The sequence below is a fragment of the Rhodoferax potami genome (assembly GCF_032193765.1).
Taxonomy (GTDB): Bacteria; Pseudomonadota; Gammaproteobacteria; order Burkholderiales; family Burkholderiaceae_C; genus Allorhodoferax; species Allorhodoferax potami.
Genome location: NZ_JAVBIJ010000001.1, coordinates 2,811,069 through 2,836,483, shown reverse-complemented (window position 1 = coordinate 2,836,483; position 25,415 = coordinate 2,811,069). Strand labels below are relative to the sequence as shown.

Genomic DNA, 25,415 nt, shown 5'->3' with positions numbered 1-25,415 from the left:
TGTCCCCGCGGAGGACACTTGCCATGAAATTGATCGAACCCATTGTTGCCAACACCCCCGAAATTGCGTCCCTGCGCAAAGACATCCATGCCCACCCGGAGCTGTGTTTCCAAGAGGTGCGCACGGCCGATGTGGTGGCCGCCAAACTGACCGAGTGGGGCATTCCGATCCACCGCGGCATGGGCACTACCGGGGTGGTGGGCATTGTGAAAGCCGGCACCTCCAGCCGCGCACTGGCTTTGCGCGCCGACATGGACGCCCTGCCCATGCAAGAGTTCAACACCTTTGCCCACGCTAGCAAACATGCCGGCAAGATGCACGCCTGCGGGCACGACGGCCACACCGCCATGCTGTTGGCAGCGGCGCAGCACTTTGCCAAGCAGCGCAATTTTGACGGCACGGTGTACTTGGTGTTCCAGCCCGCCGAAGAAGGTGGCGGCGGCGCCCGCGAGATGATCAAGGACGGCTTGTTTGAGCAGTTTCCGGTGGAGGCGGTGTTCGGCATGCACAACTGGCCGGGCATGGCCGCGGGCACCTTTGCGGCCAGCGCAGGCCCGGTGATGGCATCCAGCAACGAATTCAAGATCACCATCCGCGGCAAGGGCGGCCATGCGGCCATCCCGCACAACGCCATCGACCCGGTGGTGGTGGCTTGCCAGCTGGTGCAGGGTTTTCAAACCATCATCAGCCGCAATGTGAAACCGATTGATGCGGGCGTGATCTCGGTCACCATGATCAACGCCGGGGAAGCCACCAACGTGATTCCTGACCGCTGCGAGTTGCAAGGCACGGTGCGCACCTTCTCGATCGAGGTCTTGGACCTGATTGAGCGCCGCATGCGCGAGATGAGCGAGAGCCTGTGCGCCGCGTTCAACACCCGGGTGGAATTTGCCTTTGTGCGCAACTACCCGCCCACGGTCAATGCGCCCAAAGAGGCCGCATTTGCCCGCAAAGTCATGGAGAGCATCGTCGGCGCGGACAAGGTCTACACCCAGGAGCCCACCATGGGCGCCGAAGACTTTTCATTCATGCTGCAAGCCAAACCCGGCTGCTACGCCTTTATCGGCAACGGGGACGGCGACCACCGCACCATGGGCCACGGCGCCGGGCCTTGCACCTTGCACAACCCGAGCTACGACTTCAACGACGAGTTGCTGCCCTTGGGAGCTACTTTCTGGGTGCGTTTGGCGGAAGAGTGGTTAGCGACGGACGTCTGACATCAAGGCGTCAGTTCAATGGCGTAGCGGTCTTTTGCCATTTGCAGCAGGCCGTCAAAAATCAGGTTGTCCACCAGTTCAAACGGGCGTGTCATGCTGGGAGCCATTTTCCAGCCCGCACCGCCGGTCATGATGCAGGCCGGATCTGCACCGCAATGGGCTTTGACGTGTTGCACCATCCGCTCCACGGCCCCCGCAATCGCAAAGGTCCCGCCGCTGGTGAGTGCGTCGCTGGTGTTGGTCGGGAAATCACGCACTTCGCCCGTCGGCACATGCAAGCCGGCGGTGCCGGACTCCAGTGCTCTGAGCATGATGCCGTGGCCGGGCAGGATCAGCCCGCCCAAGAATTTGCCTTGCGCATCGATGGCTTCTACTGTCACCGCTGTGCCCACCATGACCAGCACCATGGGGCGTGCCGGGCCTTGGCTCAGCATGTGGTGGTAGGCCCCGATCATCGCGACCCAGCGGTCCGCCCCGAGGCGGGTGGGGTGGTCGTAGCCATTGCGTAAGCCGGCTTCGGCTTCGCTGGAGACCACCCATTGCGGCACCACATCCCACAGGTCCATCTGCTCTTGTACCCGGCGTTTGACGGCATCTCCAGCCACCACGCACCCCAATACATGGCGCGGTGAGGGCAGTCCGCTCCAGGCACCATCCGCGAGCTTGTCGATGTTCTCCAGAAACTCGGCACCTTGTGCCAACAAGGCTGCACCGGGGCGGGGGGATGCGTAGTGTGCCCATTTGAGGCGTGTGTTGCCGATGTCCAGCGCGAGAAATGTCATGGTGCCGCAAGCAGTGTCTTGATAAGTCGCACTCTACCGGATTCAGCACCGCAGACGAGAGCCAATGGCGCTCAGTGCTAAGTACTTACCCTAGGGCAGGCCGTAAGCCACCGTGAGGGTGATTGGTTTACAGTTGACGTTTACGTAAACGTCAATCACGCCGCTGAGCGCGGCAACCCTTTGTGAGTAACCCATGACCGATCTGTCTGCTGACTACAAAGCCCTGGCCAATTACCGCCCGACCCACAAAGTGCGGTTTGTCACCGCGGCCAGCCTGTTTGACGGGCACGACGCAGCCATCAACATCATGCGACGCATCCTGCAAGGCATGGGGGCAGAGGTGATCCACCTGGGCCACAACCGCAGTGTTGATGAGGTGGTCACAGCAGCCCTGCAGGAAGATGTGCAAGGCATTGCCATCAGCTCCTACCAGGGCGGGCATGTCGAGTACTTCAAGTACATGGTCGACTTGCTGCGGGAGCGTGGCGGTTCGCACATTCAGGTGTTTGGCGGCGGTGGCGGGGTGATCGTGCCGGCCGAAATCCGAGAGCTGCATGCGTATGGGGTGGCCCGCATTTACAGCCCGGAAGACGGTCAACGCATGGGGCTGGCCGGCATGATTGGCGAAATGGTGATGCGCTGCGACAAAGACATCACGGCCCTGGCACCCACTGATTTGTCGGCGATTCAGGGCCACACAGAGGCCAGTTGGCGCGCCCTTTCCCAGCTTTTGACGGCAGCAGAGGCTTCCAAGCTAAATCCGGCTTTGGCGCAGGAAATGCGTGCGCAAGCAGCTACTAAAAAGATAGCGGTTGTGGGTATCACCGGCACCGGTGGTGCCGGCAAGTCCAGCCTGACGGATGAACTGATCCGCCGCCTGCGGCTGGACCAGAACGACGCTTTGCGTGTCGCGGTCATTTCCATCGACCCGAGCCGCCGCAAGAGCGGGGGCGCGCTCTTGGGCGACCGTATTCGCATGAATGCCATCTCGCCTTGGCAGCAGGGCTCCCGGGTGTTCATGCGCAGCCTAGCTACGCGGGATTTCGGCTCTGAAATCAGCGCGGCGCTGCCGGATGTGATTGCGGCCTGCAAGGTGGCCGGCTTTGATGTGATCGTGGTCGAAACCTCCGGCATCGGCCAGGGCGATGCGGCCATCGTGCCGCATGTGGATGTGCCCTTGTATGTCATGACCCCCGAATTCGGTGCCGCCAGCCAGCTCGAAAAAATCGATATGCTGGACTTTGCTGAGCTTGTAGCGATCAATAAGTTTGACCGCAAGGGTGCCAGCGATGCGCTGCGCGACGTGGCCAAACAGGTGCAACGCAACAAAGAAGCCTGGGGCACCCCCACCGAGCAGATGCCGGTGTTCGGTACCATGGCTGCGCGCTTCAACGACGATGGCGTGACCGCCCTCTACCAAGCGGTGCTGCCGCGCCTTAAGGCCTTGGGCGTATCGCTCCAGGACGGCACCTTGCCCCGGGTGAGCGTGCGTCACAGCTCCAACCAGACGCCGGTGGTGCCAGCAGCGCGCACCCGTTATTTGGCCGAAATCAGCGACACGGTGCGGGGCTACAAGAAACGCGCCAAAGAACAAGCCCGCCTGGCCCGCGAAATCCAGCAACTGCGCGAAAGCGGCCGCATGCTGCACGAATCGGATCCCGACAAAGCCGGCGCGGTGCAAGCCGTGGCAGATCTGGCGGATCAACGCGTGGAGCGCATGGGCGCCGCAGAGCGCAAGCTGCTGGCTCAGTGGCCTGAGATGCAAAAAGCCTACGCGGGTGATGAGTACGTGGTGAAGATCCGCGACAAAGAAATCCGCACCGCACTCACCACCAAGAGCTTGAGCGGTACCACCATCCGCAAAGTGGCTTTGCCGCAGTACGAAGACCATGGCGAAATTCTGAAGTGGCTGATGCTGGACAACGTGCCCGGCAGCTACCCCTACACCGCAGGTACCTTTGCCTTCAAGCGCGAGGGCGAGGACCCGACCCGTATGTTCGCGGGCGAGGGCGATGCCTTCCGCACCAACACCCGCTTCAAGCTGCTGTCCAGCGGCATGGCGGCCAAGCGCCTCTCTACCGCTTTCGACTCGGTCACGCTCTACGGCAACGACCCCGACCCGCGCCCGGACATTTATGGCAAGGTGGGTAACAGCGGCGTGAGCATTGCCACGCTGGACGACATGAAAGTGCTCTATGGCGGGTTTGACTTGTGCAGCCCGAGCACCAGTGTGTCCATGACCATCAATGGCCCGGCGCCGTCGATCCTGGCGATGTTCATGAATACGGCCATCGACCAGAACATCGACAAGTTCAAGGCCGACAACGGCCGCGAGCCTACGGATACCGAAGTCGCCAAAATCAAGGAATGGGTGCTCGCCAATGTGCGCGGAACGGTGCAAGCCGACATCCTGAAAGAGGACCAGGGCCAGAACACCTGCATCTTCAGCACCGAGTTCTCACTCAAGGTGATGGGCGACATTGCCAGCTATTTTGTGCACCACAACGTGCGCAATTTCTACAGCGTGTCCATCAGCGGGTACCACATTGCCGAAGCCGGGGCCAACCCCATCAGCCAGCTGGCGTTCACCCTGTCCAACGGCTTCACCTTTGTGGAGGCGTATCTGGCGCGCGGCATGCATATTGACGACTTTGCGCCCAACCTGAGCTTCTTCTTCAGCAACGGCATGGACCCCGAGTACACCGTGATGGGCCGCGTGGCGCGCCGCATCTGGGCGGTGGCCATGAAAGAGAAATACGGCGCCAATGAACGCAGTCAAAAACTCAAGTACCACATCCAAACCAGTGGCCGCAGCCTGCACGCGCAGGAGATCCAGTTCAACGACATCCGCACCACGCTGCAGGCGCTGATTGCGATTTACGACAACTGCAACAGCCTGCACACCAACGCGTTTGACGAAGCCATCACCACGCCCACCGAAGACTCGGTCCGCCGTGCCATGGCCATCCAGCTCATCATCAACCGCGAGTGGGGCCTGGCCAAAAACGAAAACCCGAGCCAAGGCGCCTTCATCATCGAAGAGCTGACCGAGCTAGTCGAAGAGGCGGTGCTCAAAGAGTTCGAAGCCATTGCCGACCGTGGCGGCGTGTTGGGTGCGATGGAGACCGGCTACCAGCGCGGCAAGATCCAAGACGAATCCATGCACTACGAAATGCTCAAGCACACCGGCGAGCTGCCCATCATCGGCGTGAACACCTTCCGCAACCCGCATGGCGACCAGGTGATGGAGAAGCTGGAGCTCGCCCGCAGCACCGATGAGGAAAAGCAGAACCAGCTCAAACGCCTGCAGGATTTCCATACACGCCACTCGGCAGAAGCGCCCGCCATGCTCAAGCAATTGCAGCAAGCGGTGATCGATAACCAAAACGTCTTCAACGTACTGATGGACGCAGTACGCGTCTGCTCGCTTGGACAAATTACCACGGCGTTGTTTGAGGTTGGCGGGCAGTACCGGCGCAATATGTGAGCGCCCACTGACAGCGAATTTTTCGGTCACGCACCCAAATGGGGCATTTCTGGTGCGGTTATTGCTTGTGTCTAAACCAAGCCGTTGGAACCCGCATCCGCGGGAGGCTTGGGATATGGGGCCTTGCACATGCTGTCAAAAATTCCGCTGTGGTTGGGGCGTTTGAGCGTCGGACGCAAGCTCACGCTCATTTATCTGTTAGACCTCACGGCAGTCATTTACGTTTCAGGCATCCTGATTCACGAGAAGTACCTCGCGATTGACTTTGCCCGCAAAGAAATCGTGGGCGCACGGTATGCCGAGGTCGTGCGCCAGAACGTGATGGACACGATTCTGCAGCCCGCCGGCCGCGCTACAGCGCCCGCATTGCCAGAGTTCGACCAGGCCCGCGCCGCTTACGACGCGCAGCTCAATACCGCTGCCGCCTCCCAGCGACTGCACGAGCTACTGCTGGAGTCCCGCACGGATGCCGAGCACGCCCGCATGTTGGGGCAGGCGCGTGATTTGCTCACCATCGTGGGCAACCAGTCCAACCTGATTCTGGACCCGGACCTGGACAGCTATTACGTCATGTCCCTTACCCTGTTGCGCCTGCCGGAGCTGCTGCAAGTCATGTTGGACACCCACAACCTGATGCGCCATTGGGATAATCGGGTTCGCGGCTTCAGCCCCAACGCCCAGCTGCTCACGGTGTTGGGCCGGCTGGATGCGGTGCAGCAAGGCCTGGAGTCGGACTACGAGCAAGCCTGGTTGGCCGGCACGCCCGAGTTGCGGGCGGCGCTCAAGCCGGGGCGCGACGCGCTGCAACAGTCGCTGGTTGAGTTCACCCGGGCTGTGCGGGACATCAACACCGCCAACATCACGCCCGAGCAGATAGACCGCCTCGATGCGAGCTCCCAGAAGGCACTGCAAGACCTGTCGGTGAGCTGGCAGACCGGTATTGCGCAGTTGGAACTCTTGCTGACCCAGCGGGTGGATACCTTGTTTCAGCGCATGTGGATCCACCTGGGCACGGCCTTGCTGCTGTTGGGCTGCATTTTGAGCTTGGTGTATCTGGTAGCCAGCCAGATCGCCAAACCCCTGCAGGGCTTGGCCCGTGTCGCCCACGATGTGCGGCGCAACGCGGACTACACCTTGCGGGCCGAGTGGCATAGCCGTGATGAGATCGGTCAACTCTTTTCCGCATTCAACGGCATGCTGGCGCAGCTGGACCGCGATCGCCTGGTGCAACAAGAGCTGGCCGCCAGCGCTCGCGCAGCAGAGGCCCAGCGCGAGCTGGTGGAGGCCTTCCCCATCCCCATTGTGGTGACCTCGGTGCCGGACCACGAGGTGCTGCACGTCAACACCCCGGCCCGGCCGTGGTTAGGTGGCCGCACCGATGACCCGTGGCGCCATGGCCTGGAGCCGGGGGTGCGGGGGCGTTTTTTCCAGCGCCTGGCTGACTTTGATGCGGTGGATGAGTTCGAGGTGCGCTGGCACGGTGGCGCCACCCCGTCGTGGGCGGTGCTGTCCGCGCGGCGGCTGAACTACCAGGGGCGCGACGCGGTGCTCACCGCCTTCACCCCGATCAACAAGCTCAAGGTGATGGAGCAGCGGCTGGAGCTATGGGCCAAGGTGTTTGAAGCCTCCAGCGAGGGCATCATCATCATGGACGAGAGCCGCAAGATCATCAGCGTGAACCACGCCTTCTGCCGCAGCACCGGGCACGACATTTACGAGGCACTGGGCCGCGACTTGAGCTTTGTCATGCAGACCCCGCAAGACGCGGTCTGGTCCGAGCTGGAGAGCCACAACGACTGGCAAGGCGAAGTGCGCTTCTGCAAACAAAACGGCGATACCTATCCCGCCTGGCTGATGGTGTCTTCGGTGCACAAGAGTGCCACCAGCGGCGAGGTGGTGAACTACATCGGCATCTCCATCGACATCACCGACCGCAAGGCCAAAGAAGAGCGCATCCGCTTTCTGGCCCAGCACGATGTGCTGACTGAGTTGCCCAACCGCGCCCTGTGCCAGCAGCGCCTGGGCGAAGCCCTGGTGAGTGCGCGCAGCAGCGGCGAGAAAGTAGCCGTGCTGTTTATCGACCTCGATCGCTTCAAAGCCATCAATGACACCTTGGGCCACCATATTGGCGACGGGCTGCTGCGCACCGTGGCGCGCCGCCTGTCGGCCGCAGTGCGCACCGATGACACCGTGAGCCGCCTGGGCGGCGACGAGTTTGTCATTGTGCTGCGCCATGTGGGCGATCTGGATGAACTGCACGCCTTGGTCAATGACCGGCTGATTCCGTCCATCCGCCAGACCGCAACGGTCGATGGCCATGTGCTCTCGGTGTCGTGCAGTGTGGGCGTGGCCCTCTTTCCCGATGACGCCCTGGACCAGGATGAGCTGATGCGCCGTGCCGATGCGGCCATGTACGAGGCCAAATCAGCCGGCCGCGACATGGCGCGCTTCTTTTCCCCCGAGACCGACCAGCGGGTGTTGGCGCGGCAAACCATGGAAACCCAGCTGCGCCAGGCGCTGGCCAATGACGAGTTCAGCCTGCACTACCAGCCGCGGCTGAACGCCCGCACCCGCAAGGTGCAGGGTGCCGAGGCCCTGCTGCGCTGGAAAAACCCGCTGCTGGGCCAGGTGCCGCCGGGCGAGTTCATCCATGTGGCCGAAGAAAGTGGCTTGATCAAACCCATAGGCGCCTGGGTGCTGCGCGAGGCCTGCCGCAACTGGATGGCCCTGGAGGCCCAAGGCGTCTGCAAGGGGCTGGAGCTGTCGGTCAACCTGTCGGTCGCCCAGCTGGCCGACCCGGAGCTGGTGGATCAGCTGATTGCGGTGCTGCGCGATACCCGCATGCCCCCGGCCCAACTGGAGCTGGAGCTCACCGAGTTTCACCTGATGGACAACCCGGTCGCCGCCCAACAAAAAGTGGCAGCCCTCAAGGCGCTGGGCGTCAAGGTGGCGATTGATGACTTCGGCACCGGCTATTCCAGCCTGGCCTACCTCAAGCGCTTCGACATCGACAAGCTCAAGGTCGACCAGTCCTTTGTCTTGGGCATGCTGGAAGACAGCGCCGATGCCGCCATCGTGCACGCGGTGATTGCGCTCGGCCACACCCTGGGCCTGAAGGTGGTGGCGGAAGGCGTGGAGAACCTGCCCACCGCCCAGACTCTGACCGCGCTGGGCTGCGACGAGCTGCAGGGCTACTGCTTCAGCCGCCCGATCCCCCTGGACGAGTGGGTGAGCTACCTGCGCAGCCACGCCCTGCGCGAGGACCGCCGCCGGCCACCGATCGCAGGGTGATTTGCTATGGAATTGCTAGCTGCTAGCGCATGTTTTATTTGGGCTAGCGGCATATTTGGCTTGTAATCTAGCCCGTCAGGCTGCCAGCGCAGTGGCTTTGATGTGGTCTAACACCCCAAACAACTCGTCCACTTGGGCAGACGTAAACAGCGCGTCGGGCCCCTGCGGTGCGTAGCTGGTGAATGGTGGCTCGTACAGCAGCCCCACATCCATCACGCCACGCTCCGTCAGGTGGGTAACGATCAGGTTCACAAACTCCAGCTGGTTGGCCGTCAAGGTCTTGCCTGCCACAAAACCATTGAGCGCTTGGGTCGCCGCCTCACGGTCCAAGCCCACCAGTCCACGCACAAAGAGGCCCAGCCCATGGGCCTCTTGTCCCGCGCGGGCCACGTCTTCGGCGGTGGCGGTCCCGCTGTCGATCAGCAGGCGCTCCAGCTCGGCCAAGTCGGTCGAGGTGAGTGGCTGGTTGCGGCGCAGCTTGTGCAGGGTGATGTGGTTCTCATGCGTGCGCAAGAAGGCCCGCACCTTGAGCCGGAAGCGCTCAAAGTCGCCTGCACTGCCGCCCAATGGCAGGGCTACTTCTGTGGTTTCGCCCACCGCATCCTCAAAGTCGGTGTAGACCACCTTGCGCCGCGTCTTCTCCAGCAGCTTGATGAGCCCGCGCAGGTGCCTGCGCGCCTGCTCCAGCATGGGCAGGGTCACGTCTTGCCACCACTCTTCACCGGCCACTGCTTCAATCAGCACCATGTGCTTTTTCACGTCGGGGATGCTGCCCAGCTCACTTAAAGCCTCGGCCAGCGCACGCACCTGCTCGCGCAGTCGGGCAAAGCCCACGTCGCCGCGCGCACTACCCAGTTGGGTGCGCAGCATGAGCAAATCAAAGCGCTTGGCTTCTTCATCGTCGTCGCGCACAGCGCTGGGCAGGCCGGAGACGTGTTGCGCCAAATCCGCCAGCTGGTCGCTGGTAACCTTGTGCCACGCCTCTGCCTGGCTCCACGGCTCTACCCAGCGGCGCTGCGGGCGCACTACAAAGTTATCCAGTCGCATACCGGCCACCACCGTGTGCAGGTAGCTGGCCGTGTCAGCGCGCATAGCGGTAGCGGTCAGCCCATAGCCCGTTGCGGGCTCAGCCACCTTTGCACCGGCGCCACCCTGCTCCTGCGCCAGCTGCTCGTCCAGCACGCTCAACAGTTCCAGCCGCGCCTTGAAGGTGCGCTGGCTCAGCGGCTCGGCCACATTTCCTTTGCTGCCCTCCAAGTTCTGGCTAAAGAACTCCAGGTTCTGGCAGAAGTCAAAAATCACAAACTCTTGCTTGTGCTGATCCGGTCCAAACAGGTTTTTGCACAAGCGTGTGCCACGCCCCACCATCTGCCAGAACTTGGCCTTGGACCGCACGATCTTGAAGAACACTAGGTTCACCACCTCGGGCACGTCAATGCCGGTGTCCAGCATGTCTACCGAAATGGCAATGTGCGGTGCCTTCTCTTTAGTGGAGAAGTCGTCAATCAAGCTCTGCGCGTACTCAGTCTGGTAAGTAATCACGCGGGCAAACTGCCCCGCGTAGTGCGGGTAGTTGGCGTTGAAGCGGTCTGCAATGAAGTTGGCATGCGCATTGTTTTTGGCAAACACAATGGTTTTGCCCAAACGGTCGCCGCCCGCCACTTTGTGGCCCTGGGTCATCAGGAGCTCCAGCACCTTGTCTACGGTGTCGGTGTTGAACAGCCATTTGTTCACCGCCTCGGCACCCACCTCGTCGGGGGCGTGGCCTTCATCATCCCAATCTAACTCGTCCCACTGCGCGCGCTCGTCTTCGCTCAGCTCCGCGTATTTGATGCCCTCGCGCTGGAACTTCAGCGGCACCGACACCGCGCGCGGCGGCACCAAATACTTCTCGGCAATCGCGTCTTCCAGGCCATAGGCATCGGTGGGCACACCGTTTTCCAGCTCAAACAGGCTGTAGGTGTTGCGGTCAATCTCGTCTTTGGGCGTGGCCGTCAGGCCCACCAGCAGCGCATCAAAGTAGGCAAAGATGGCTTTGTACTTTTGGTAGATGGAGCGGTGCGCCTCGTCCACGATGATCAGGTCAAAGTGCCCCACGCCAAAGCGGCGCAGCCCATCGTCTGTCTCGTTGATCAGCCCCATCATCGTGGGGTAGGTGCTCACAAACACGCGGCCTTCTGTTTCCTTGTCGGTCACCAAGTTCACCGCCGCTGCATCCGGCAAATGCGCTTTAAAGGCATTGGCCGCTTGGTTCACCAGCGCCACGCGGTCGGCCAGAAACAGGATGCGCTTGGCCCAGTTGGCGCGCTGCAGCAAGTTCACCAGCGCAATCACGGTGCGGGTCTTGCCCGCGCCCGTGGCCATCACCACCAGGGCCTTGCGCTGGCGGTCTTGCTCAAAGGTTTCGCCAATGCGGCGGATGGCGCGCAGCTGGTAGTGCCGCTCCACGATCTCGGGGTTGATAGTCACGCCCGCCAGCGGCTTGGCGCTGGTACGGCGCTGCACCAGCAGTTGCAACTCGTCCTTTTTGTGGAAGCCTTGCACCGGGCGCGGCGGGTAGGTGCTGTCGTCCCAAAACCAGTGCTCGTAGCCGTTGGTGGTGTAGATCAGTGGGCGCTGGCCAAACTGGGTTTGCAGGCAATCGGCATACAGCTTGGCCTGCTGATGGCCCACGCGCGCGTCGCGCCGGGTGCGTTTGGCTTCCATCACAGCAAGGGGTTTGCCATCGTCACCCCACAGCACGTAGTCCACATAGCCCGTGCCCTCAAATTTTCCTTGTGCATTGGGCATGCCTTGCACTTCAAATTCGCGGTCGCGTGCTTGGTCCAGCTTCCAGCCCGCTTCTTTGAGCAGCAGGTCGATATAGAGGTCGCGTGTCTCGGCCTCGTTGTAGTCGTGGGAATCCGGTGTGGCGGTGTTGGCTGCTTTGGCGGCAGCTACCTCGGCGCGCAGCTGTGCCAGCTCGGCGTCCAGTGCCGCCGTTTTCTGCTGGGCGGCGGCCAGCGCTGCATCGCGCGCTGCCAGCTCGTCGGCCAGGGTGGCCAGCTTTTGCAGCGCGGCCTGTGTGGCTTGAGCACTGGCTTGGGCGGCGGCTTGTTCTGCTGCAGCATTGGTAGGGCGGGGGAGCAGCTCTGCACGGAACTGCAGCGCCGGGTCGGGCCGGGCGGCCACATTGCGCCCGTAGTTGCGTGCCAGCCAAAAGGCCACCTGAAACAGTTCGCGCAGCACGGCGGTGGCGTCACTTGCGGTGATAGGCCGCGCGCTGTGCACCGCGTTGTTGCCCTGCTTGCGCACCACATCCATCTTGGCGTGCAGCGCGGGGCCGACCAGCACCTTGAAACTGGGCTCAAACAAGAATGCCGACAGGTCTGGCTTGTACGGCATTTGTAGCCGTCCACCACGTCCGCCCTCTGCCTGAAACAGCCACACCACTGCCAGCTCCAGCGTGCGCCGCGCGTAGAAGCAGGCGGTGCGCGGGTCAGTCAGCGCAGCCTGCTCGGCCTTGGTGGCCTCGGCATAGAGCGCTGGCCATTCGGCCTGCAGGAATGAGAAGTTGGAGGCCATTATTTTTGACCCCATGAGGGCAAAAACCGGCTGATTGCTTGCAAAAGCAGCAGATTTGACCTCATAGGGTCAGATTTTTAAAGCAAGAGCCATACGCGCTAAAGCTTGCGCTCAGCATCGCTCTCTTGTAATCCCATGTTTTATAAGTCGTTGTTTTTATTGAATTTATTTTCAAAACAAACCTCCCTTAAACCATCTTTGGAAATCTAGTGCTTTAGAAATCCTGTATCCGCCCCGCTTCTGGCGCGCCCAGTCTTACGCCGCCGCCCATACCGTCACAGCCCCAGTAGCAACACCCGCCAATGACAACGCAGCACGAGGGCGAATAAAGATCTCTACGTCGCGATTCATTAGCGTGATGTAGTGCAACAGGCGCTCGCTGGAGAAGCGGCCGAGTTTGTAGTTTTTGAGTTCAGACACATGCGGCTGCGCAATACCAAGGCGCTTGGCCGCTGCCGCTTGGGTCAGACCTTCGGCCTTGAGCAAGTCATTGAGCCGGGTGGCCAGCTGCACGCGCAGGTGGCGTTCGTCCGCGTCGGGCAGGCCCAAATCTGCAAACACATTGCCCGAACCCATTTCAACGGTCTCAGCGGTTTTTGCTACCGGTGGTTTAGTTTTAGCGTTCATGGTGATCCTTGTAATGTTGCTGTGCCAACTTCAGGCGCTCGTGAATCAGGTCAATGTCACTCTGCGCCGTTTTGATGCCGCTGGGTGACTTCTTTTGAAAGCAGTGCAGCACATACACCGCCTTGGCAAACCGCACCGTGTACACCGCACGAAAGGTGTCGCCCCGGTGGTTCTCTACCAGCTCCAGCACGCCGGGGCCTTCGCCCTTCCACGGCTTGGCTTGCGCAGGCGTGGCACCCAACTGCACCGCGCCTAACGCGTACCCAAAGTCGTCAATCACCTCGTCAGGCAATGCCAAGAGGTCTTTCTTGGCGGAGCCAACCCAGTGAAGCGGCTTTTCGGAGTGCGATACAGGCATGGGCAAATTATATCGAATTGGGTATTTTTACAACTCCCCCGCAAACGCCCGCTGCTGCAGCGAGGCGAACAGGGCGTCTAGCTGGGCCAAGGCGGTGCGGTGGGTGGCTTTGAGGGCTTCGATGGCTTGGATGCGGGTGGCGAAGGTTTGTTGGAGGGAGAGTGGGGGCACCAGCATAGGAACTGGCGAAATCCTTGAACCGGAAATCAAAGGCTGTCCCGACTGACTTGCGTACTGGTTCAATCTAGCTTCGGTTAGAGCGAACGCCAAATACACCATGTCGCATGCCTGATCAACGCTATCCAAATACAGTGCATTGTCGGTAATCCAGCTTTGCGGTTTTGTGACGTGGACACATCCGCAGTAAGCGCCAACCCGCCCAATCACAATTTTCGACTCCTCGAACATGTACGAATCGTGCAAGCCGTTTATGCCGTTGCCTCCGTAAACAGGGTGCTGTCCGGCAGCCGCCATTTTCGAGGCTGGAAGGAAATCACCGCTCTTTAGCTTCACCAGACTTCCGAGCGACATCTTGGGATGTCCTTTTGGGTTCCGCTCAACGTCGCCAAACATATCGAGAAAGAGGGACTGGGTGAGGGTGTCGAGGTGGGCCAGGGCTTGGCGGCGTTGGGTTAGGAGGGTTTCGGCCTGGTCCAGGATGGCGGCGATGCGGCGTTGCTCTTCCAGCGGGGGAATCGGAACTTCTACATCACCCAACTTACCTAGATAGACCCCCGCTTGTGACGACTTGTTGGCAGCACGATCAAGCTGGTTCTGAAAATTCCGGCTCTGTGTAACGTGGAATAGAAAGCGTGAATTCAACAACTTGTGCTTCGGTCGAACGACCGCAACACTACGCTGAAAAACCAACGGCCGAACCTCATCGATGACAGCTGACCGGCCAATAGTCCCAACAATTGTCAGAAGTAGATCGCCCGCAGCCAATGGCAATCGCCGATTAAAAGATTCAAACTCGTCAATCGAAGTGAATCGGTCCGTTTCGAAATTCAGCACACCGCCTTTGACGTTCATTGCGCTGAGAACAGGAATGCCTTTCTCAACACGCACCGGCGAACCGTGTGTACCGTCACGAATGAACTCCGCAACATCACCAAGCTTTTGGATGCCAATCACTTCAACATCCCCTCCAACACTTTCATCCCCGCCGCAATCTCCTTGTCCAACTTGGCCAGCTCGGCCAAGATTTCCGATGGCGCGCGGTGCTGCACTTGCGCGTACACCACTTCCTTGTAGCGGTTGATGCTCAGGTCGTAGCCGTTGGCGGCGATGTCGGCTTTGGGCACGCAGAAACTTTGCGCGGTGCGGCTGCGCTGCTGCTCCGCCCCCTCCCCCACCTCGTTACGTCTTGCCCAGCGGGCCAGCACGTCGGGCAGGTTATTTTTGGCGTGCTCTTCTTTTGATAGCTGCTCGCGCACAGCGGGCGTGCGCTGGAGGCCTAATTTATCCTCAGGCAGTAGCGGCTGGCGTTTGTCGTCCAGGCTGTAGCCGTCGGCCTGCATGTCGTAGAACCACACCTTGTCCGTGCCGCCGCTGTTGGTTTTGGTGAAGAACAATATGGCGGTGCTCACACCCGCGTAGGGCTTGAACACGCCGCCGGGCAGGCTGACGATGCCGTCCAGTTTTTGGTCTTCCACCAGCATTTTGCGCAGGGCTTTGTGCGCTGTGCTTGAGCCAAACAACACGCCGTCGGGCACGATGACCGCCGCGCGGCCACCGGGCTTGAGCAGGCGCAGGAACAGGGCCAGGAAGAGCAGCTCGGTCTTTTTGGTCTTGACGGTTTGCAGCAGGTCTTTGGCGACGTTCTCGTAGTCCAGGCTGCCGGCAAAGGGCGGGTTGGCCAGCACCAGGCTGTAGCGGTCTTCTTCCAGCCCATGCTCCTGGCCCAGCGAGTCGCGGTAGGTGATGGCGGGGTTGTCCACGCCGTGCAACATCATGTTCATGCTGCCGATGCGCAGCATGGTGTTGTCAAAGTCATAGCCATGGAACATGCCATGGTTGAAGTGCTGGTTCAGCTTGGCGTCGTGGAACAGGCTGGCGTGTTGCTCGCGCAGGTATTCGCCCGCCGCCACCAAGAAGCCGCAGGTGCCACTGGCCGGGTCGCAAATGGTGTCAGTGGGCGTGGGCGCGGTCATTTCCACCATCAGTTGAATGATGTGGCGCGGGGTGCGGAACTGGCCGTTTTGTCCGGCGCTGGCGATCTTGCCCAGCATGTATTCGTACAGGTCGCCCTTGGTGTCGCGGTTGTCCATGGGCACGGCGTCCAGCAGGTCCACCACCTTGGCCAAGAGGGCTGGCGTGGGGATGGTGAAGCGGGCGTCCTTCATGTGGTGGGCGTACGTCGAGTCGTCCGTGCCCAGCGTGCGCAGGAAGGGGAAGACGTGTTCGCCCACGATGACAAACATTTCGCTGGGGGCTTCGTTTTTGAAGCGGCTCCAGCGCAGGGTGTCAAACGCGCGGCCACGCGAATCTAGGCCCTCGGGGAAGATGCGGCGCTCCATGGGACGCTTCAGCCGGGTGGCCTTGTTTTCTTCCAGGGTGTGCAGGTCGTCTAGGCGGCGCAGGAAGAGCAGGTAGGTGATTTGCTCGATGACTTCGATGGGGTTGGCGATGCCGCCGGACCAGAAGGCATTCCAGATCTGGTCGATTTTGCTTTTGAGGTCGCCGGTGAGCATGGGGCTTTCGGTAGGGGTACGTGGGGGTTAGGCAGTCAGCTTTTGGTGCAGCCAGCGGCATACCGGGCTGTGGGTGTCTTCCAGCCCGTGGATCACGGTGAAGTGGTCGGCACCATCGATGGCGCTCAGTTCCACCGGGTTGCCCAAAGCCACTGCCGCATCCCGGTAGCCGGTGGACTGGCGGGCAAATTCACCCGACTCTTGGCCGCCCCAGATCACCCAGGTAGGCGTAGGGCACGCGCGCAGGTTGGGCGTGGGGGACTGGCGGCGGATGACGCCGTCGTCCAGCTGGATCATGGGCTGCAGGTAGCTGTAGCGCAGGGGTTCCAACTCATAGAGGCCGCTGAATAGCAGGCCCGCCTTGAGCGGGTCGCGCGGCAGGCTGTAGTCGGTGTCCCACGCGGTTTGCAGGCACATGGCACCCAGGTGGCCGCCGGCGGAGTGGCCGCCCACGCCCACGCGGGTCGGGTCACCACCATAGTTCTGAATGTTGCGCAGCGTCCAGGCCACGGCTGCGCGGCACTGGCGGGTGATTTCATCAATCGTGACAAACGGCGCCAGCGCGTAGTTCACCACCACGGTGGTGATGCCGCTGGCGTGCAGGCCCAAGGCGACGCCATGAAAGTCTTTGCTCTGGAAGGCGCGCCAGTAGCCGCCGTGGATAAACACGAAGACTGGAGCGTTGGGCACGTCCGCCGGAAAGATGTCCAGCGTCTCATGCACCGTGGGGCCGAAGGGAATGCCTGCATAGTGCTTGAGGGTGCTGCGGGCCTTTTCGGCCTGCGCGGCAAAGTGCTTGCCGGGCGCGGCCGGGTCGGGCAGCGCGATGGAGGGGTTGTACTGCGCGTCGATCTGCGCCTGGGTGTCAAAGTCGCGGTAGAGCTTGGGCATGGTGGTAGTCCTTGATGGTTCAAATGCCGACGTAGCGGTGCCAGAGTTCGGGTTGTGCCGCCAGGGTGGTCGAGTTGCCACTCCAGACTGCGCGGCCGCGTTCCATGATGGTGTGGTGGCCGGCCAGTGCAATCAGGCGCTGCACATATTTGTCGATGACCAGCACGCTCTGACCTTGGGCGCGCAGGGTGTCCAGGCAGCGCCAGATGTCTTCACGGATGAGTGGCGCCAGGCCTTCGGTGGCTTCGTCCAGGATCAGTAGGTGCGGGTTGGTCATCAGCGCGCGGCCTATGGCCAGCATCTGCTGTTCGCCGCCGGAGAGCTGGTTGCCCATGTTGCGCGCGCGTTGCTCGAGCACCGGGAAGAGGTGGTAAATCCGCTCCAGCGTCCAGGGCTCGGCACTGGCATTGCGCCGCGCGGCAAAGGCAATCAGGTTCTCTTGCACCGTGAGGTTGGGGAAAATCTGCCGTCCCTCGGGCACCAAAGCCACGCCCATGCGGGCGATGCGGTCGGCGCTCAGGCCCTCAATGCGTTCGCCCCGGAAACGGATGCTGCCGCTGCGCGCTGGCGTCAGCCCCAGGATGCTGCGCACTGTGGTGGTCTTGCCCATGCCGTTTCGGCCCAGCAGGGTGGAGGTGGTGCCGGCCTGGAGTTGCATGTCCAGCCCGAACAGCACCTGGCTGTTGCCGTACGCCGTCTCCAGGCCCTGAATGTCGAGCAAGGTCTCGATGCTCATGGGCGGACCTCCGGCAAAGCTTCGTCGCCAAGGTAGGCGCGCTTCACGTCGTCGCTCTGGCGGATGGCATCGGGCTGGCCACTGACAATCACGCGGCCGGCTACCAGCACCGAGATGGTGTCGGCGAGTTGGAACACGGCGTCCATGTCGTGCTCCACCAGCAGCAGCGTGGTCTCGGCGCGCAGCGATTGCAGCAGTGCCACCATGCGCTGGGATTCGTCCGGCCCCATGCCGGCCAATGGTTCGTCCAGCACCAGCAACTGCGGGCGGCTGGCGAGCGCCAAGCCCACCTCTAACTGCCGTTGCTCGGCGTGCGACAAGGCGCCTGCCGTGCGTTGCAGTTGGGCCTGCAAACCTACACGCGCAGCCACATCTGCTGCCGCCTGCATACGCTGGGTCTCGGTGTGCACCGGGCGCCAGAAGCGCATGCTGCTGCCCGCCACTGCCTGCAGGGCGAGGGCCAGGTTGTCCTGCACGCTCAGGCGCAAAAACACGTTGGTGATCTGGTACGAGCGGGCCAGCCCGCGCTTCACCCGGGCGTGCATGGGCAGGCGGGTGATGTCTGCCCCGTTGAGTAACAGGCGCCCGGAATCCGGCTGCAGCGCGCCCGAAATCTGGTGGATGAGCGTGGTCTTGCCTGCGCCATTCGGGCCTATCAGGGCATGGACTTCGCCCTGGTGCACTTGCAGGCTGGCGTGGTCGGTGGCGGTGAGCGCGCCGAATCGCTTGACCAGCGTGTCGATCTGCAGCAAAGGGGTGGCGCCGGTGTTCATGCCTGACTCCGCGTCCACACGCTGCGCAAGCTGGCCAAACCACGCGGTGCCAGCAACACCACGGCCAGCAACATGGCACCCAAGCCCAGCTGCCAGTGTTCAGTGGTGTGGCCCAGCACTTCTTCGAGCAGCAGGAAAGCGGCAGCACCCAGCACGCTGCCATACAGGTGGCCCACGCCACCCAGAATCACCATCACCATCAGCATGCCGCTCTGGCTCCACTGCATCATGGACGGGCTGACAAAACCGCCCTGGTTGGCCAGCAAAGAGCCGGCCAGACCGGCCATCGCGCCTGCCAAGGTAAAGGCGGTGAGCTGCGTGCGCAGCACCGGAAAACCCAGCGCCTGCATGCGCATCGGGTTCTCGCGCAGGCCTTGCAGCACCTGTCCGAAGCGCGCGTTGAGCAAGCGCTGGGTGAACAGCAAGCACAGCGTGAGCGCACCGAGGGCCAAGTAATAGAGCGCCGTGTCGTCAGGGGCAATGCCGGCCCAGGTGTTGCGCCCGGCCAGCGGCAGGCCGTCGTCCCCGCCGTAGGTTTTAAGGGAGACGGCCAGGTAGTACAGCATTTGCGCAAAGGCCAGCGTGATCATGATGAAGTACACGCCCTGGGTGCGCAGGCTGATAAAGCCGATCAAGCAGGCTAGGGCCGCGCTTACCAGCATGGCAGTGGGCCAGGCAATGGCAGCGGGCACGGTGCCATGCTGCATCAGGATGCCTACGGTGTAGGCGCCCGCGCCCACAAAGGCCGCATGCCCGAAGCTCACCAAGCCGCCGAAGCCCAGAATCAGGTTCAGGCTGCTGGCCGCAAGGGCAAAAATCGCGATGCGGGTGGCCAGCGTGACGTAAAACTCGGCGTGCAAAGCCGCCGTGATCTGCGGCAAGGCCAGCAGCACCAGAAACACAGGGAGTGCAGCCCGCAGGTGCAGTGTGTGGTGCAGCGATGTGCGGGCGTTGTTGGAATCAACCATGGGCAGGGAACAGGCCGCGCGGCTTGAAGAAAAGCACCGCAGCCATCAACACATAAATCAGGATGGAGGCCACCGCCGGCGCCGCATCGGCCGCCAGCGCTGCGCCGAACAGCGACTCGAACACCATGGGCAGCAGGGTGCGCCCGCCGGAGTCCACCATGCCCACCAGCAGCGCGCCCACCAGTGCACCGCGGATGGAACCGATGCCACCGATCACGATGACCACAAAGGCCAGAATCAAAATGCTCTCGCCCATGCCCACCTGCACCGCCAGCAGCGGCCCGAGCATGCCGCCGGCCAGCGCGCATAAAGCGGCGCCCAGCCCGAACACCGCGGTGAAAAGGCGCTGCACATTGGTGCCCATGGCCAGGGCCATGTCGCGGTTGGAGGCGCCCGCACGCACCTGCATGCCCAGCCGGGTGCGGGTCACCAGCAGGTAGAGCAGCAGCGCCGTGGCCAAGCCGACCACGATGATGAGCAAGCGGAAAGCCGGGTAGAAAAAGTCGGGCAACAACTCCACCGGGCCTGAGAGTGCGGCCGGCGGGTTGAGCGACAGGGGTTGTGAGCCCCAGATCATGCGCACGGTTTCATTGCACATCAGCAAAATGGCAAAGGTGCCCAGCACCTGGGTGACGTGGTCGCGCCGGTAGAGCCTGCGCAGGACGGACACCTCCAGCAGCACCCCGAAAAGGGCGGTACCCGCCACACCCGCAGCCAAGCCCCACCAGTAGGAGCCACTGGCCTGGGTGGCCGTGGCGATCAGGTAAGCGCCTACCATGTACAGCGAACCATGGGCAAGGTTCACCATGTCCATGATGCCGAACACCAGCGTCAGCCCGGCGGCCAACAAAAACAGCATCAGGCCAAGCTGCAGGCCGTTCAGGGCCTGCTCTAGCAGCAGAATTCCGCTCATGCGCGTGCGTCAGGCCTTAGAGGCCGGGCATCTTGCAATTGGTGGCGTAGGCGTCGGCGTGGCTTTTGAACACCGTGCCCAAAGTGCGGTTGGTGATGCGGCCCTTGGTGTCGCGGGTAATGACGCGCAGGTAGTAGTCCTGGATGGGGAAGTGGTTGGTGTTGAACTTGAAGGCGCCACGCACTGAGTCGAATTTGGCGGCTTCCAGGGCCTTTTTGACGGCGGCTTTGTCGTCCAGCTTACCTTTGCTGTCGCGCACGCCGGCATCCATCAGGCGGGCAGCGTCATAGCCTTGTGCGGCGTACAGGGTGGGCAGGCGGCCGTATTCCTTCTCAAACTCGGCCACAAACTTCTTGTTGGCTGCGTTGTCCATGTCGTGGCCCCACTGGGAGGTGTTGAACATGCCCAGCATGGGCTCGCCGACCGCCTTGATCACGTCCTCATCGCCCGAGAAGCCGGGACCGAACAGGGTGATGTCTTTGGACAGGCCAGCGCCTACAAATTGCTTGATGAAGTTGATGCCCAGGCCGCCGGGCAGGAAGATGTACACCGCGTCCGGCTTGGTGGCGCGGAGCTTGGAGAGCTCGGCGCCGTAGTCCAGCTGGTTAAGGGCGGTGTAGGTTTCAGAGGCGATTTCGCCTTTGTAGAAACGCTTGAAGCCGGTGAGGGCATCTTTGCCCGCGGGGTAGTTGGGGGCGATCAGCGCCACGCGCTTGAAGCCTTTATCGGTAACGGTCTTGCCCACAGCTTCGTGCATGTTGTCGTTCTGGTACGAGGCACTGAAGAAGTAAGGACTGCACTGCTCGCCCGCATATTGCGAGGGACCGGCGTTGGCGCTGATGTAGAAAGTCTTGGATTGGAAGGTGGGGGTGCCCACGGCCAACATGACGTTGGAGAACACGATGCCGGTCATGAAGTCGACTTTGTCGCGCTTGATCAGGCGGTCAGCGGTTTGGCGGCCGACTTCCGGGTTGGCTTGGTCGTCTGCCACGATGACTTCGGCAGGGCGGCCACCGAGCTTGCCGCCGTTGAGTTTCACGGCGAGTTGGAAGCCGTCACGGATATCCACGCCCAAACCGGCGCCGGGGCCGGACAAGGTGCTGAGCAAGCCGACGCGCACGGGGTCGGTCGATTGGGCCCAGGCACCTGCTGCTGCGGCAGCCAGAGCGGCGGTCAAAACCAGGCGGGACGGGGCAAAACGGGGCAGGTGCATTGCAAACTTTCCTTGTGGAGGGGTGGACCGTTTCATTATCGGCCCAACACCCCTGGCTTTCTGCTGCACCGGTGCAGAAAGCACAAGCCCCGCAAAGTGGGGTTTAGTTCAGCAGGAAGCTGTCTGCGTGGGCTTCGAAGTCTTCCGCGTCGATGGCGGCATCAAAGGCAGCGCGGGCAGCCAGTGCTTCTTTGGTGTACGGAATCAGGGGCTTGTCCAGGGGGCGCAGCTTGTGGCGGCGCAGGCCGCGCAGTTGTTGTGAGCGCTCCATGGTTTGCAGCACCAGTTCGGGCTCCATCATCAGGCTGAAGGGGTTGAGGTCGGTGGCAGTGTTTTTCATGGCAGTTCTCCGTCTATGGATTGCGCCGTAGAAAGGTTTGGCGCTTAGGAGAACTGTAGTCACCTGTTCCAAAAAATGGAGTCAGGCGTGCGCTGTAAAGCGTGTAGGAATTTCCCCTACAAGAAGCGCCCCTAGGCAATGCCGCTGTGGGGGCGCTGCTTTGGATTTACAGCAGGCGTGCGCGCACGCTTTTGCCTTTGACGCGCCCGGCATTGAGTTTGTTGCAAGCCTGCTGGGCAACATCGCGGGCGACCGCTACGAAGGTGCAGTATTCGGTGACCTGGATCTTGCCGATCTGCTCGCGGGTGAAGGCGGGGCCGCCTTCTTCGTTGGTCAGGGCGCCCAGCACATCACCGGCCCGAATTTTTTCTTTGCGGCCACCGGCGATCTGCACCGTGATCATGGGTGGCAACAGCCGGCCTGAGCCCGCCGGGGTGAGCTCATCGAGCTTGTGCCATACGGAGGGCGCGTTCTGGTACTGCTCGATCTTGCCGACCGCGCCCATCTCGCGCATGCTGGCCAGGCTCAGGGCCAGGCCTTTTTCACCGGCACGGCCGGTGCGGCCGATGCGGTGCACATGCACTTCGGGGTCGGGCGTGATGTCCACGTTGATCACAATGTCCAGCTCTTTCACATCCAGCCCGCGGGAGGCCACATCGGTGGCTACCAGCACCGAGCAGCTGCGGTTTGCAAACTGGGCCAGCACTTGGTCGCGCTCGCGCTGGTCCAGGTCGCCGTGCAGGGCCTGGGCGACAAAGCCGTCTTCGACCAGCTTGTCCACCAGCTCGTTGCATTGCTGCTTGGTGTTGCAAAACGCGATGGTGCTCACCGGGCGGAAATGGTTGAGGATGCTGCTGACTGCGGTGAAACGCGACTCGCGGTCTACCTCGAAAAAGCGCTGCTCAATCGTGCTGTCGGCCACGGGGGCGGCCACTTTGATTTGCTGCGGGTCTTGCATGAACTGCTTGGCCAGCTTTTCAATGCCTTCGGGGTAGGTGGCCGAGAACAGCAAGGTCTGCCGGTTTGGCGGGCACTGGCGCACCACCGTGGTGATGTCGTCCAGAAAACCCATGTCGAGCATGCGGTCTGCCTCGTCCAGCACCAGGGTGTTCAGGCCTTCCAGGGTGAGGTATTCGCGCTCCAGCAAGTCCATGATGCGGCCGGGCGTCCCCACCACGATGTGGGCGCCGTTCTCCAAGCTGGCACGCTGGCCGCGGGTAGCCACGCCGCCACACAGGGTGACAACCTTGATGTTGTCTTGCGCGCGGGCCAGGCGGCGGATCTCGACAGTCACTTGGTCTGCCAGTTCCCGGGTGGGGCAGAGCACCATGGCCTGCACCGCAAACCAGCGCGGGTTGAGCTTGGCCAGCAGCGGCAAAGCAAACGCAGCGGTCTTGCCGCTACCTGTCTGGGCTTGGGCAATCAGGTCTTTGCCGGCCAGCGCCACCGGCAGGCTGGCAGCCTGGATGGGCGTCATGGCATCAAAGCCCAGCTGTTGCAAATTGGCCAGCGTGGCAGGTGCGAGGGGGAGAGTAGAGAAAGCAGTCATCTGCCGATTATCGGGGGTACCCCCTCGCAGCCCTACTCTGGGGCCAGGGCTCCGGGCTGAATGCCCTTGAAACTTCAACAATTTTTCCGCACAGCTTGGACAATGTTTTAGACTCCGCCCACGATTTTGGCAGCAGCGCGAGGCGAAAAAACATGGACATACTCAAGCGGAACAACGTCAAAGTAACGGGCGAAGGCGACAAAGTGCTGCTCTTCGCCCATGGTTTCGGGTGCAACCAGAACATGTGGTCGCAGGTTGCGCCGGCCTTCCTCGAGGGTTACCGGGTCGTGCTGTTTGACTATGTGGGCAGTGGCGCGTCTTCAGTCATGGACTTTGACCACCGCCGTTACAGCACGCTCAATGGCTATGCCCGTGACGTTCTTGATGTCTGTGAGGCGCTGGATCTGACCAGTGGCGTTACCTTTGTGGGCCACTCGGTGAGTTGCTCGATTGGCATGTTGGCGTCGATCGCCCGTCCCGGTTTGTTTGAGCGGCTGATCATGGTCGGGCCTTCCCCGTGTTTCGTGAACCACCTGCCTGACTACGTGGGTGGCTTCGAGCGCACCGACCTCGACGGTCTGTTGGCATTGATGGATCAAAACTACATCGGATGGGCGAACTACCTGACGCCCGTGATCTCAGGTGAAAGCAATGGCGGTCCGGTCGCCAGTGAATTGGCAGACAGCTTTTGCTCGACCGATCCGATCATGGCCCGCATTTTTGCGGAGGCCACCTTTTACGCCGACAACCGTGCGGACCTGCAATACGTGGATTGCCCCAGCCTGATCCTGCAGCACCGGCACGACGCCCTGGCACCTGTGGAGGTGGGCGAATATTTGCACAGCCACTTGCGCAACAGCACCTTGCAGGTGCTTGATGTGGTGGGGCATTGCAGTCATATGTCGCACCCGCAACTGGTAATAGATGCGATGCGCAACTATTTGCCGGCCTGACACTCACCCACATTGGCGACTCTTTGAAACCTTATCTAGACCTGCTGCCCAGCCCTGTGCTGGTGACGGACGCGTTTGGTCACATCAAAGAGGCGAATCTTGATTTGCTGGCGCTGGTTGGGGGCGACACCTCCAGTTGGGCGGGGCGGTATATCGATGCGTTGATGCCCGGCTCCAGTCGCATCTTTCTGCAAACCCATGTCTGGCCCATGATGCTACGCCACCGCATGGTGCAAGAGATGTATCTGCACTTGAATACCCACACCCAGGAGCAAGTGCCGGTCATGGTGAATGCGCGCCATGGCCTGTGGAACGAACAAGAGTGTATTTTTTGGGTGTTTTATGTGGCCCGCGAGCGCAGCCGTTTTGAGGCTGAGTTGCTCGAGGCACGCGGCCGTGCGCAGCGCTTGGCCACCGAGTTGTCGGTGGCGAACTCGGAGTTGCGGACCTTGCACGCGCAGTTGGCGCAACGCACAGAGGCGGTGGAGTCTGAAAACCGCGAGCTGTCGACCCTGAGTGAAACAGACCCCCTGACCCGACTGGGTAACCGCCGGGCCCTGGAGCGAGCCGTGGCGCATTGGCAGAGCCAAACGCCGATCGGTACTCCCGCCGCCCTGATGATGGTGGATGTGGACCATTTCAAGCGCGTCAATGACACCCATGGCCATGACGAGGGCGACCGGGTGTTGCAGCAATTGGCCCAGCAACTGCAGGCCAGCCGCCGGGGCAGCGACCTGGTGGTGCGCTACGGCGGTGAAGAGTTCGCCATCTGGCTGCCGGGAGCCACGCCGGATGGCGCCCGCTCTGTCGCCACGCGCGCACACGCGATGGTGAAACAGGTGCTGGTGGACAACAAATCCATTACGGTCAGCATTGGTGTGGTGTGCGCCCAGCACACCCTGCACAAAGAACGGGATATGGTGTTTTTGAGCCGCTTGCTGCATCAGGCCGACTTGGCGCTCTACCGTGCGAAAGCAGCCGGACGGGACCGCACCGAGTGGCATACAAGCTCCGTAGGACTCTCCTAAAATTGTCGGACAGCGCGCAAGCGCGTTCAAAC

19 protein-coding genes are annotated in these 25,415 nt (G+C 61.7%); 5 read left to right on the top strand and 14 right to left on the bottom strand.

Going from position 1 to position 25,415, the window contains the following annotated elements:
- Nucleotides 1-23: 23 nt before the first annotated feature.
- Entirely contained in the window at nt 24-1,217 is a 1,194-nt protein-coding gene (locus RAE21_RS13590; RefSeq protein WP_313881820.1) for a M20 aminoacylase family protein, read from the top strand.
- Nucleotides 1,218-1,219: 2 nt separating this feature from the next.
- Here RAE21_RS13590 and RAE21_RS13585 read toward each other — a convergent pair whose 3' ends face one another.
- Entirely contained in the window at nt 1,220-1,999 is a 780-nt protein-coding gene (locus RAE21_RS13585) for a type III pantothenate kinase (RefSeq protein ID WP_313881819.1), read from the bottom strand.
- A gap of 193 nt (nt 2,000-2,192) precedes the next feature.
- On the opposite strand from RAE21_RS13585, the gene icmF reads away from it, so the two are divergent.
- Both icmF and RAE21_RS13575 read left to right on the top strand, forming a co-directional pair.
- Nucleotides 2,193-5,486, top strand: coding sequence for a fused isobutyryl-CoA mutase/GTPase IcmF (gene icmF / locus RAE21_RS13580; RefSeq protein ID WP_313881818.1), 3,294 nt, complete (start codon nt 2,193-2,195; stop codon nt 5,484-5,486).
- 129 nt (nt 5,487-5,615) lie between these two features.
- Nucleotides 5,616-8,777, top strand: coding sequence for a bifunctional diguanylate cyclase/phosphodiesterase (locus tag RAE21_RS13575; RefSeq protein WP_313881817.1), 3,162 nt, complete (start codon nt 5,616-5,618; stop codon nt 8,775-8,777).
- Between the two features lie 75 nt (nt 8,778-8,852).
- On the opposite strand, the gene RAE21_RS13570 is transcribed toward RAE21_RS13575, so the two are convergent.
- From RAE21_RS13570 to dbpA, 13 genes are all read right to left on the bottom strand, one after another.
- The gene (locus RAE21_RS13570) at nt 8,853-12,341 is read right to left on the bottom strand and encodes a DEAD/DEAH box helicase family protein (RefSeq protein WP_313881816.1); all 3,489 of its coding nucleotides are present in this window, start codon (nt 12,339-12,341) and stop codon (nt 8,853-8,855) included.
- 255 nt (nt 12,342-12,596) lie between these two features.
- Nucleotides 12,597-12,968 (bottom strand): helix-turn-helix domain-containing protein, encoded by a 372-nt coding sequence (locus tag RAE21_RS13565; protein WP_313881815.1) that lies wholly within the window; start codon nt 12,966-12,968, stop codon nt 12,597-12,599.
- On the bottom strand, nt 12,958-13,326 hold the full coding sequence (locus tag RAE21_RS13560) for a type II toxin-antitoxin system RelE/ParE family toxin (protein ID WP_313881814.1): 369 nt from the start codon (nt 13,324-13,326) through the stop codon (nt 12,958-12,960). The genes RAE21_RS13565 and RAE21_RS13560 overlap by 11 nt, the downstream gene beginning before the upstream one ends.
- Before the next feature lie 27 nt (nt 13,327-13,353).
- On the bottom strand, nt 13,354-14,460 hold the full coding sequence (locus RAE21_RS13555) for a restriction endonuclease subunit S (protein ID WP_313881813.1): 1,107 nt from the start codon (nt 14,458-14,460) through the stop codon (nt 13,354-13,356).
- Complete coding sequence (locus tag RAE21_RS13550) at nt 14,457-16,019, bottom strand: class I SAM-dependent DNA methyltransferase (RefSeq protein WP_313881812.1); 1,563 nt, start codon at nt 16,017-16,019, stop codon at nt 14,457-14,459. The genes RAE21_RS13555 and RAE21_RS13550 overlap by 4 nt, the downstream gene beginning before the upstream one ends.
- A 27-nt stretch (nt 16,020-16,046) precedes the next feature.
- A complete protein-coding gene (locus RAE21_RS13545) occupies nt 16,047-16,910 on the bottom strand; it encodes an alpha/beta hydrolase (protein ID WP_313881811.1) in 864 nt (287 codons plus the stop codon).
- Nucleotides 16,911-16,929: 19 nt separating this feature from the next.
- A complete protein-coding gene (locus RAE21_RS13540; protein WP_428984030.1) occupies nt 16,930-17,646 on the bottom strand; it encodes an ABC transporter ATP-binding protein in 717 nt (238 codons plus the stop codon).
- Nucleotides 17,643-18,419 (bottom strand): ABC transporter ATP-binding protein, encoded by a 777-nt coding sequence (locus RAE21_RS13535; RefSeq protein ID WP_313881810.1) that lies wholly within the window; start codon nt 18,417-18,419, stop codon nt 17,643-17,645. The genes RAE21_RS13540 and RAE21_RS13535 overlap by 4 nt, the downstream gene beginning before the upstream one ends.
- Nucleotides 18,416-19,387 (bottom strand): branched-chain amino acid ABC transporter permease, encoded by a 972-nt coding sequence (locus RAE21_RS13530; RefSeq protein WP_313881809.1) that lies wholly within the window; start codon nt 19,385-19,387, stop codon nt 18,416-18,418. Before RAE21_RS13530 ends, RAE21_RS13535 begins: the two co-directional genes overlap by 4 nt.
- Nucleotides 19,380-20,300, bottom strand: coding sequence for a branched-chain amino acid ABC transporter permease (locus RAE21_RS13525; RefSeq protein WP_313881808.1), 921 nt, complete (start codon nt 20,298-20,300; stop codon nt 19,380-19,382). Before RAE21_RS13525 ends, RAE21_RS13530 begins: the two co-directional genes overlap by 8 nt.
- A gap of 16 nt (nt 20,301-20,316) precedes the next feature.
- Nucleotides 20,317-21,513: an ABC transporter substrate-binding protein gene (locus RAE21_RS13520; RefSeq protein WP_313881807.1), complete on the bottom strand. Its 1,197-nt coding sequence runs from the start codon at nt 21,511-21,513 to the stop codon at nt 20,317-20,319.
- 103 nt (nt 21,514-21,616) lie between these two features.
- On the bottom strand, nt 21,617-21,853 hold the full coding sequence (locus RAE21_RS13515; RefSeq protein WP_313874988.1) for a hypothetical protein: 237 nt from the start codon (nt 21,851-21,853) through the stop codon (nt 21,617-21,619).
- Between the two features lie 166 nt (nt 21,854-22,019).
- Nucleotides 22,020-23,402 carry an ATP-dependent RNA helicase DbpA gene (gene dbpA, locus RAE21_RS13510; protein ID WP_313881805.1) on the bottom strand — a complete coding sequence of 461 codons (1,383 nt, stop codon included), beginning with the start codon at nt 23,400-23,402 and terminating at the stop codon, nt 22,020-22,022.
- Nucleotides 23,403-23,554: 152 nt separating this feature from the next.
- On the opposite strand from dbpA, the gene RAE21_RS13505 reads away from it, so the two are divergent.
- On the top strand, nt 23,555-24,355 hold the full coding sequence (locus RAE21_RS13505) for an alpha/beta fold hydrolase (RefSeq protein WP_313874990.1): 801 nt from the start codon (nt 23,555-23,557) through the stop codon (nt 24,353-24,355).
- 23 nt (nt 24,356-24,378) lie between these two features.
- Nucleotides 24,379-25,383, top strand: a complete 1,005-nt coding sequence (locus RAE21_RS13500; RefSeq protein ID WP_313881804.1) for a sensor domain-containing diguanylate cyclase — start codon at nt 24,379-24,381, stop codon at nt 25,381-25,383.
- Nucleotides 25,384-25,415 lie beyond the last annotated feature (32 nt).

Coding starts and splice junctions, on each gene's coding strand:
- RAE21_RS13590 (WP_313881820.1), top strand. CDS start 24: ATGAAATTGATCGAACCCATTGTTGCCAACACCCCCGAAATTGCGTCC.
- RAE21_RS13585 (WP_313881819.1), bottom strand. CDS start 1,999: ATGACATTTCTCGCGCTGGACATCGGCAACACACGCCTCAAATGGGCA.
- icmF (WP_313881818.1), top strand. CDS start 2,193: ATGACCGATCTGTCTGCTGACTACAAAGCCCTGGCCAATTACCGCCCG.
- RAE21_RS13575 (WP_313881817.1), top strand. CDS start 5,616: ATGCTGTCAAAAATTCCGCTGTGGTTGGGGCGTTTGAGCGTCGGACGC.
- RAE21_RS13570 (WP_313881816.1), bottom strand. CDS start 12,341: ATGGCCTCCAACTTCTCATTCCTGCAGGCCGAATGGCCAGCGCTCTAT.
- RAE21_RS13565 (WP_313881815.1), bottom strand. CDS start 12,968: ATGAACGCTAAAACTAAACCACCGGTAGCAAAAACCGCTGAGACCGTT.
- RAE21_RS13560 (WP_313881814.1), bottom strand. CDS start 13,326: ATGCCTGTATCGCACTCCGAAAAGCCGCTTCACTGGGTTGGCTCCGCC.
- RAE21_RS13550 (WP_313881812.1), bottom strand. CDS start 16,019: ATGCTCACCGGCGACCTCAAAAGCAAAATCGACCAGATCTGGAATGCC.
- RAE21_RS13545 (WP_313881811.1), bottom strand. CDS start 16,910: ATGCCCAAGCTCTACCGCGACTTTGACACCCAGGCGCAGATCGACGCG.
- RAE21_RS13540 (WP_428984030.1), bottom strand. CDS start 17,646: ATGAGCATCGAGACCTTGCTCGACATTCAGGGCCTGGAGACGGCGTAC.
- RAE21_RS13535 (WP_313881810.1), bottom strand. CDS start 18,419: ATGAACACCGGCGCCACCCCTTTGCTGCAGATCGACACGCTGGTCAAG.
- RAE21_RS13530 (WP_313881809.1), bottom strand. CDS start 19,387: ATGGTTGATTCCAACAACGCCCGCACATCGCTGCACCACACACTGCAC.
- RAE21_RS13525 (WP_313881808.1), bottom strand. CDS start 20,300: ATGAGCGGAATTCTGCTGCTAGAGCAGGCCCTGAACGGCCTGCAGCTT.
- RAE21_RS13520 (WP_313881807.1), bottom strand. CDS start 21,513: ATGCACCTGCCCCGTTTTGCCCCGTCCCGCCTGGTTTTGACCGCCGCT.
- RAE21_RS13515 (WP_313874988.1), bottom strand. CDS start 21,853: ATGAAAAACACTGCCACCGACCTCAACCCCTTCAGCCTGATGATGGAG.
- dbpA (WP_313881805.1), bottom strand. CDS start 23,402: ATGACTGCTTTCTCTACTCTCCCCCTCGCACCTGCCACGCTGGCCAAT.
- RAE21_RS13505 (WP_313874990.1), top strand. CDS start 23,555: ATGGACATACTCAAGCGGAACAACGTCAAAGTAACGGGCGAAGGCGAC.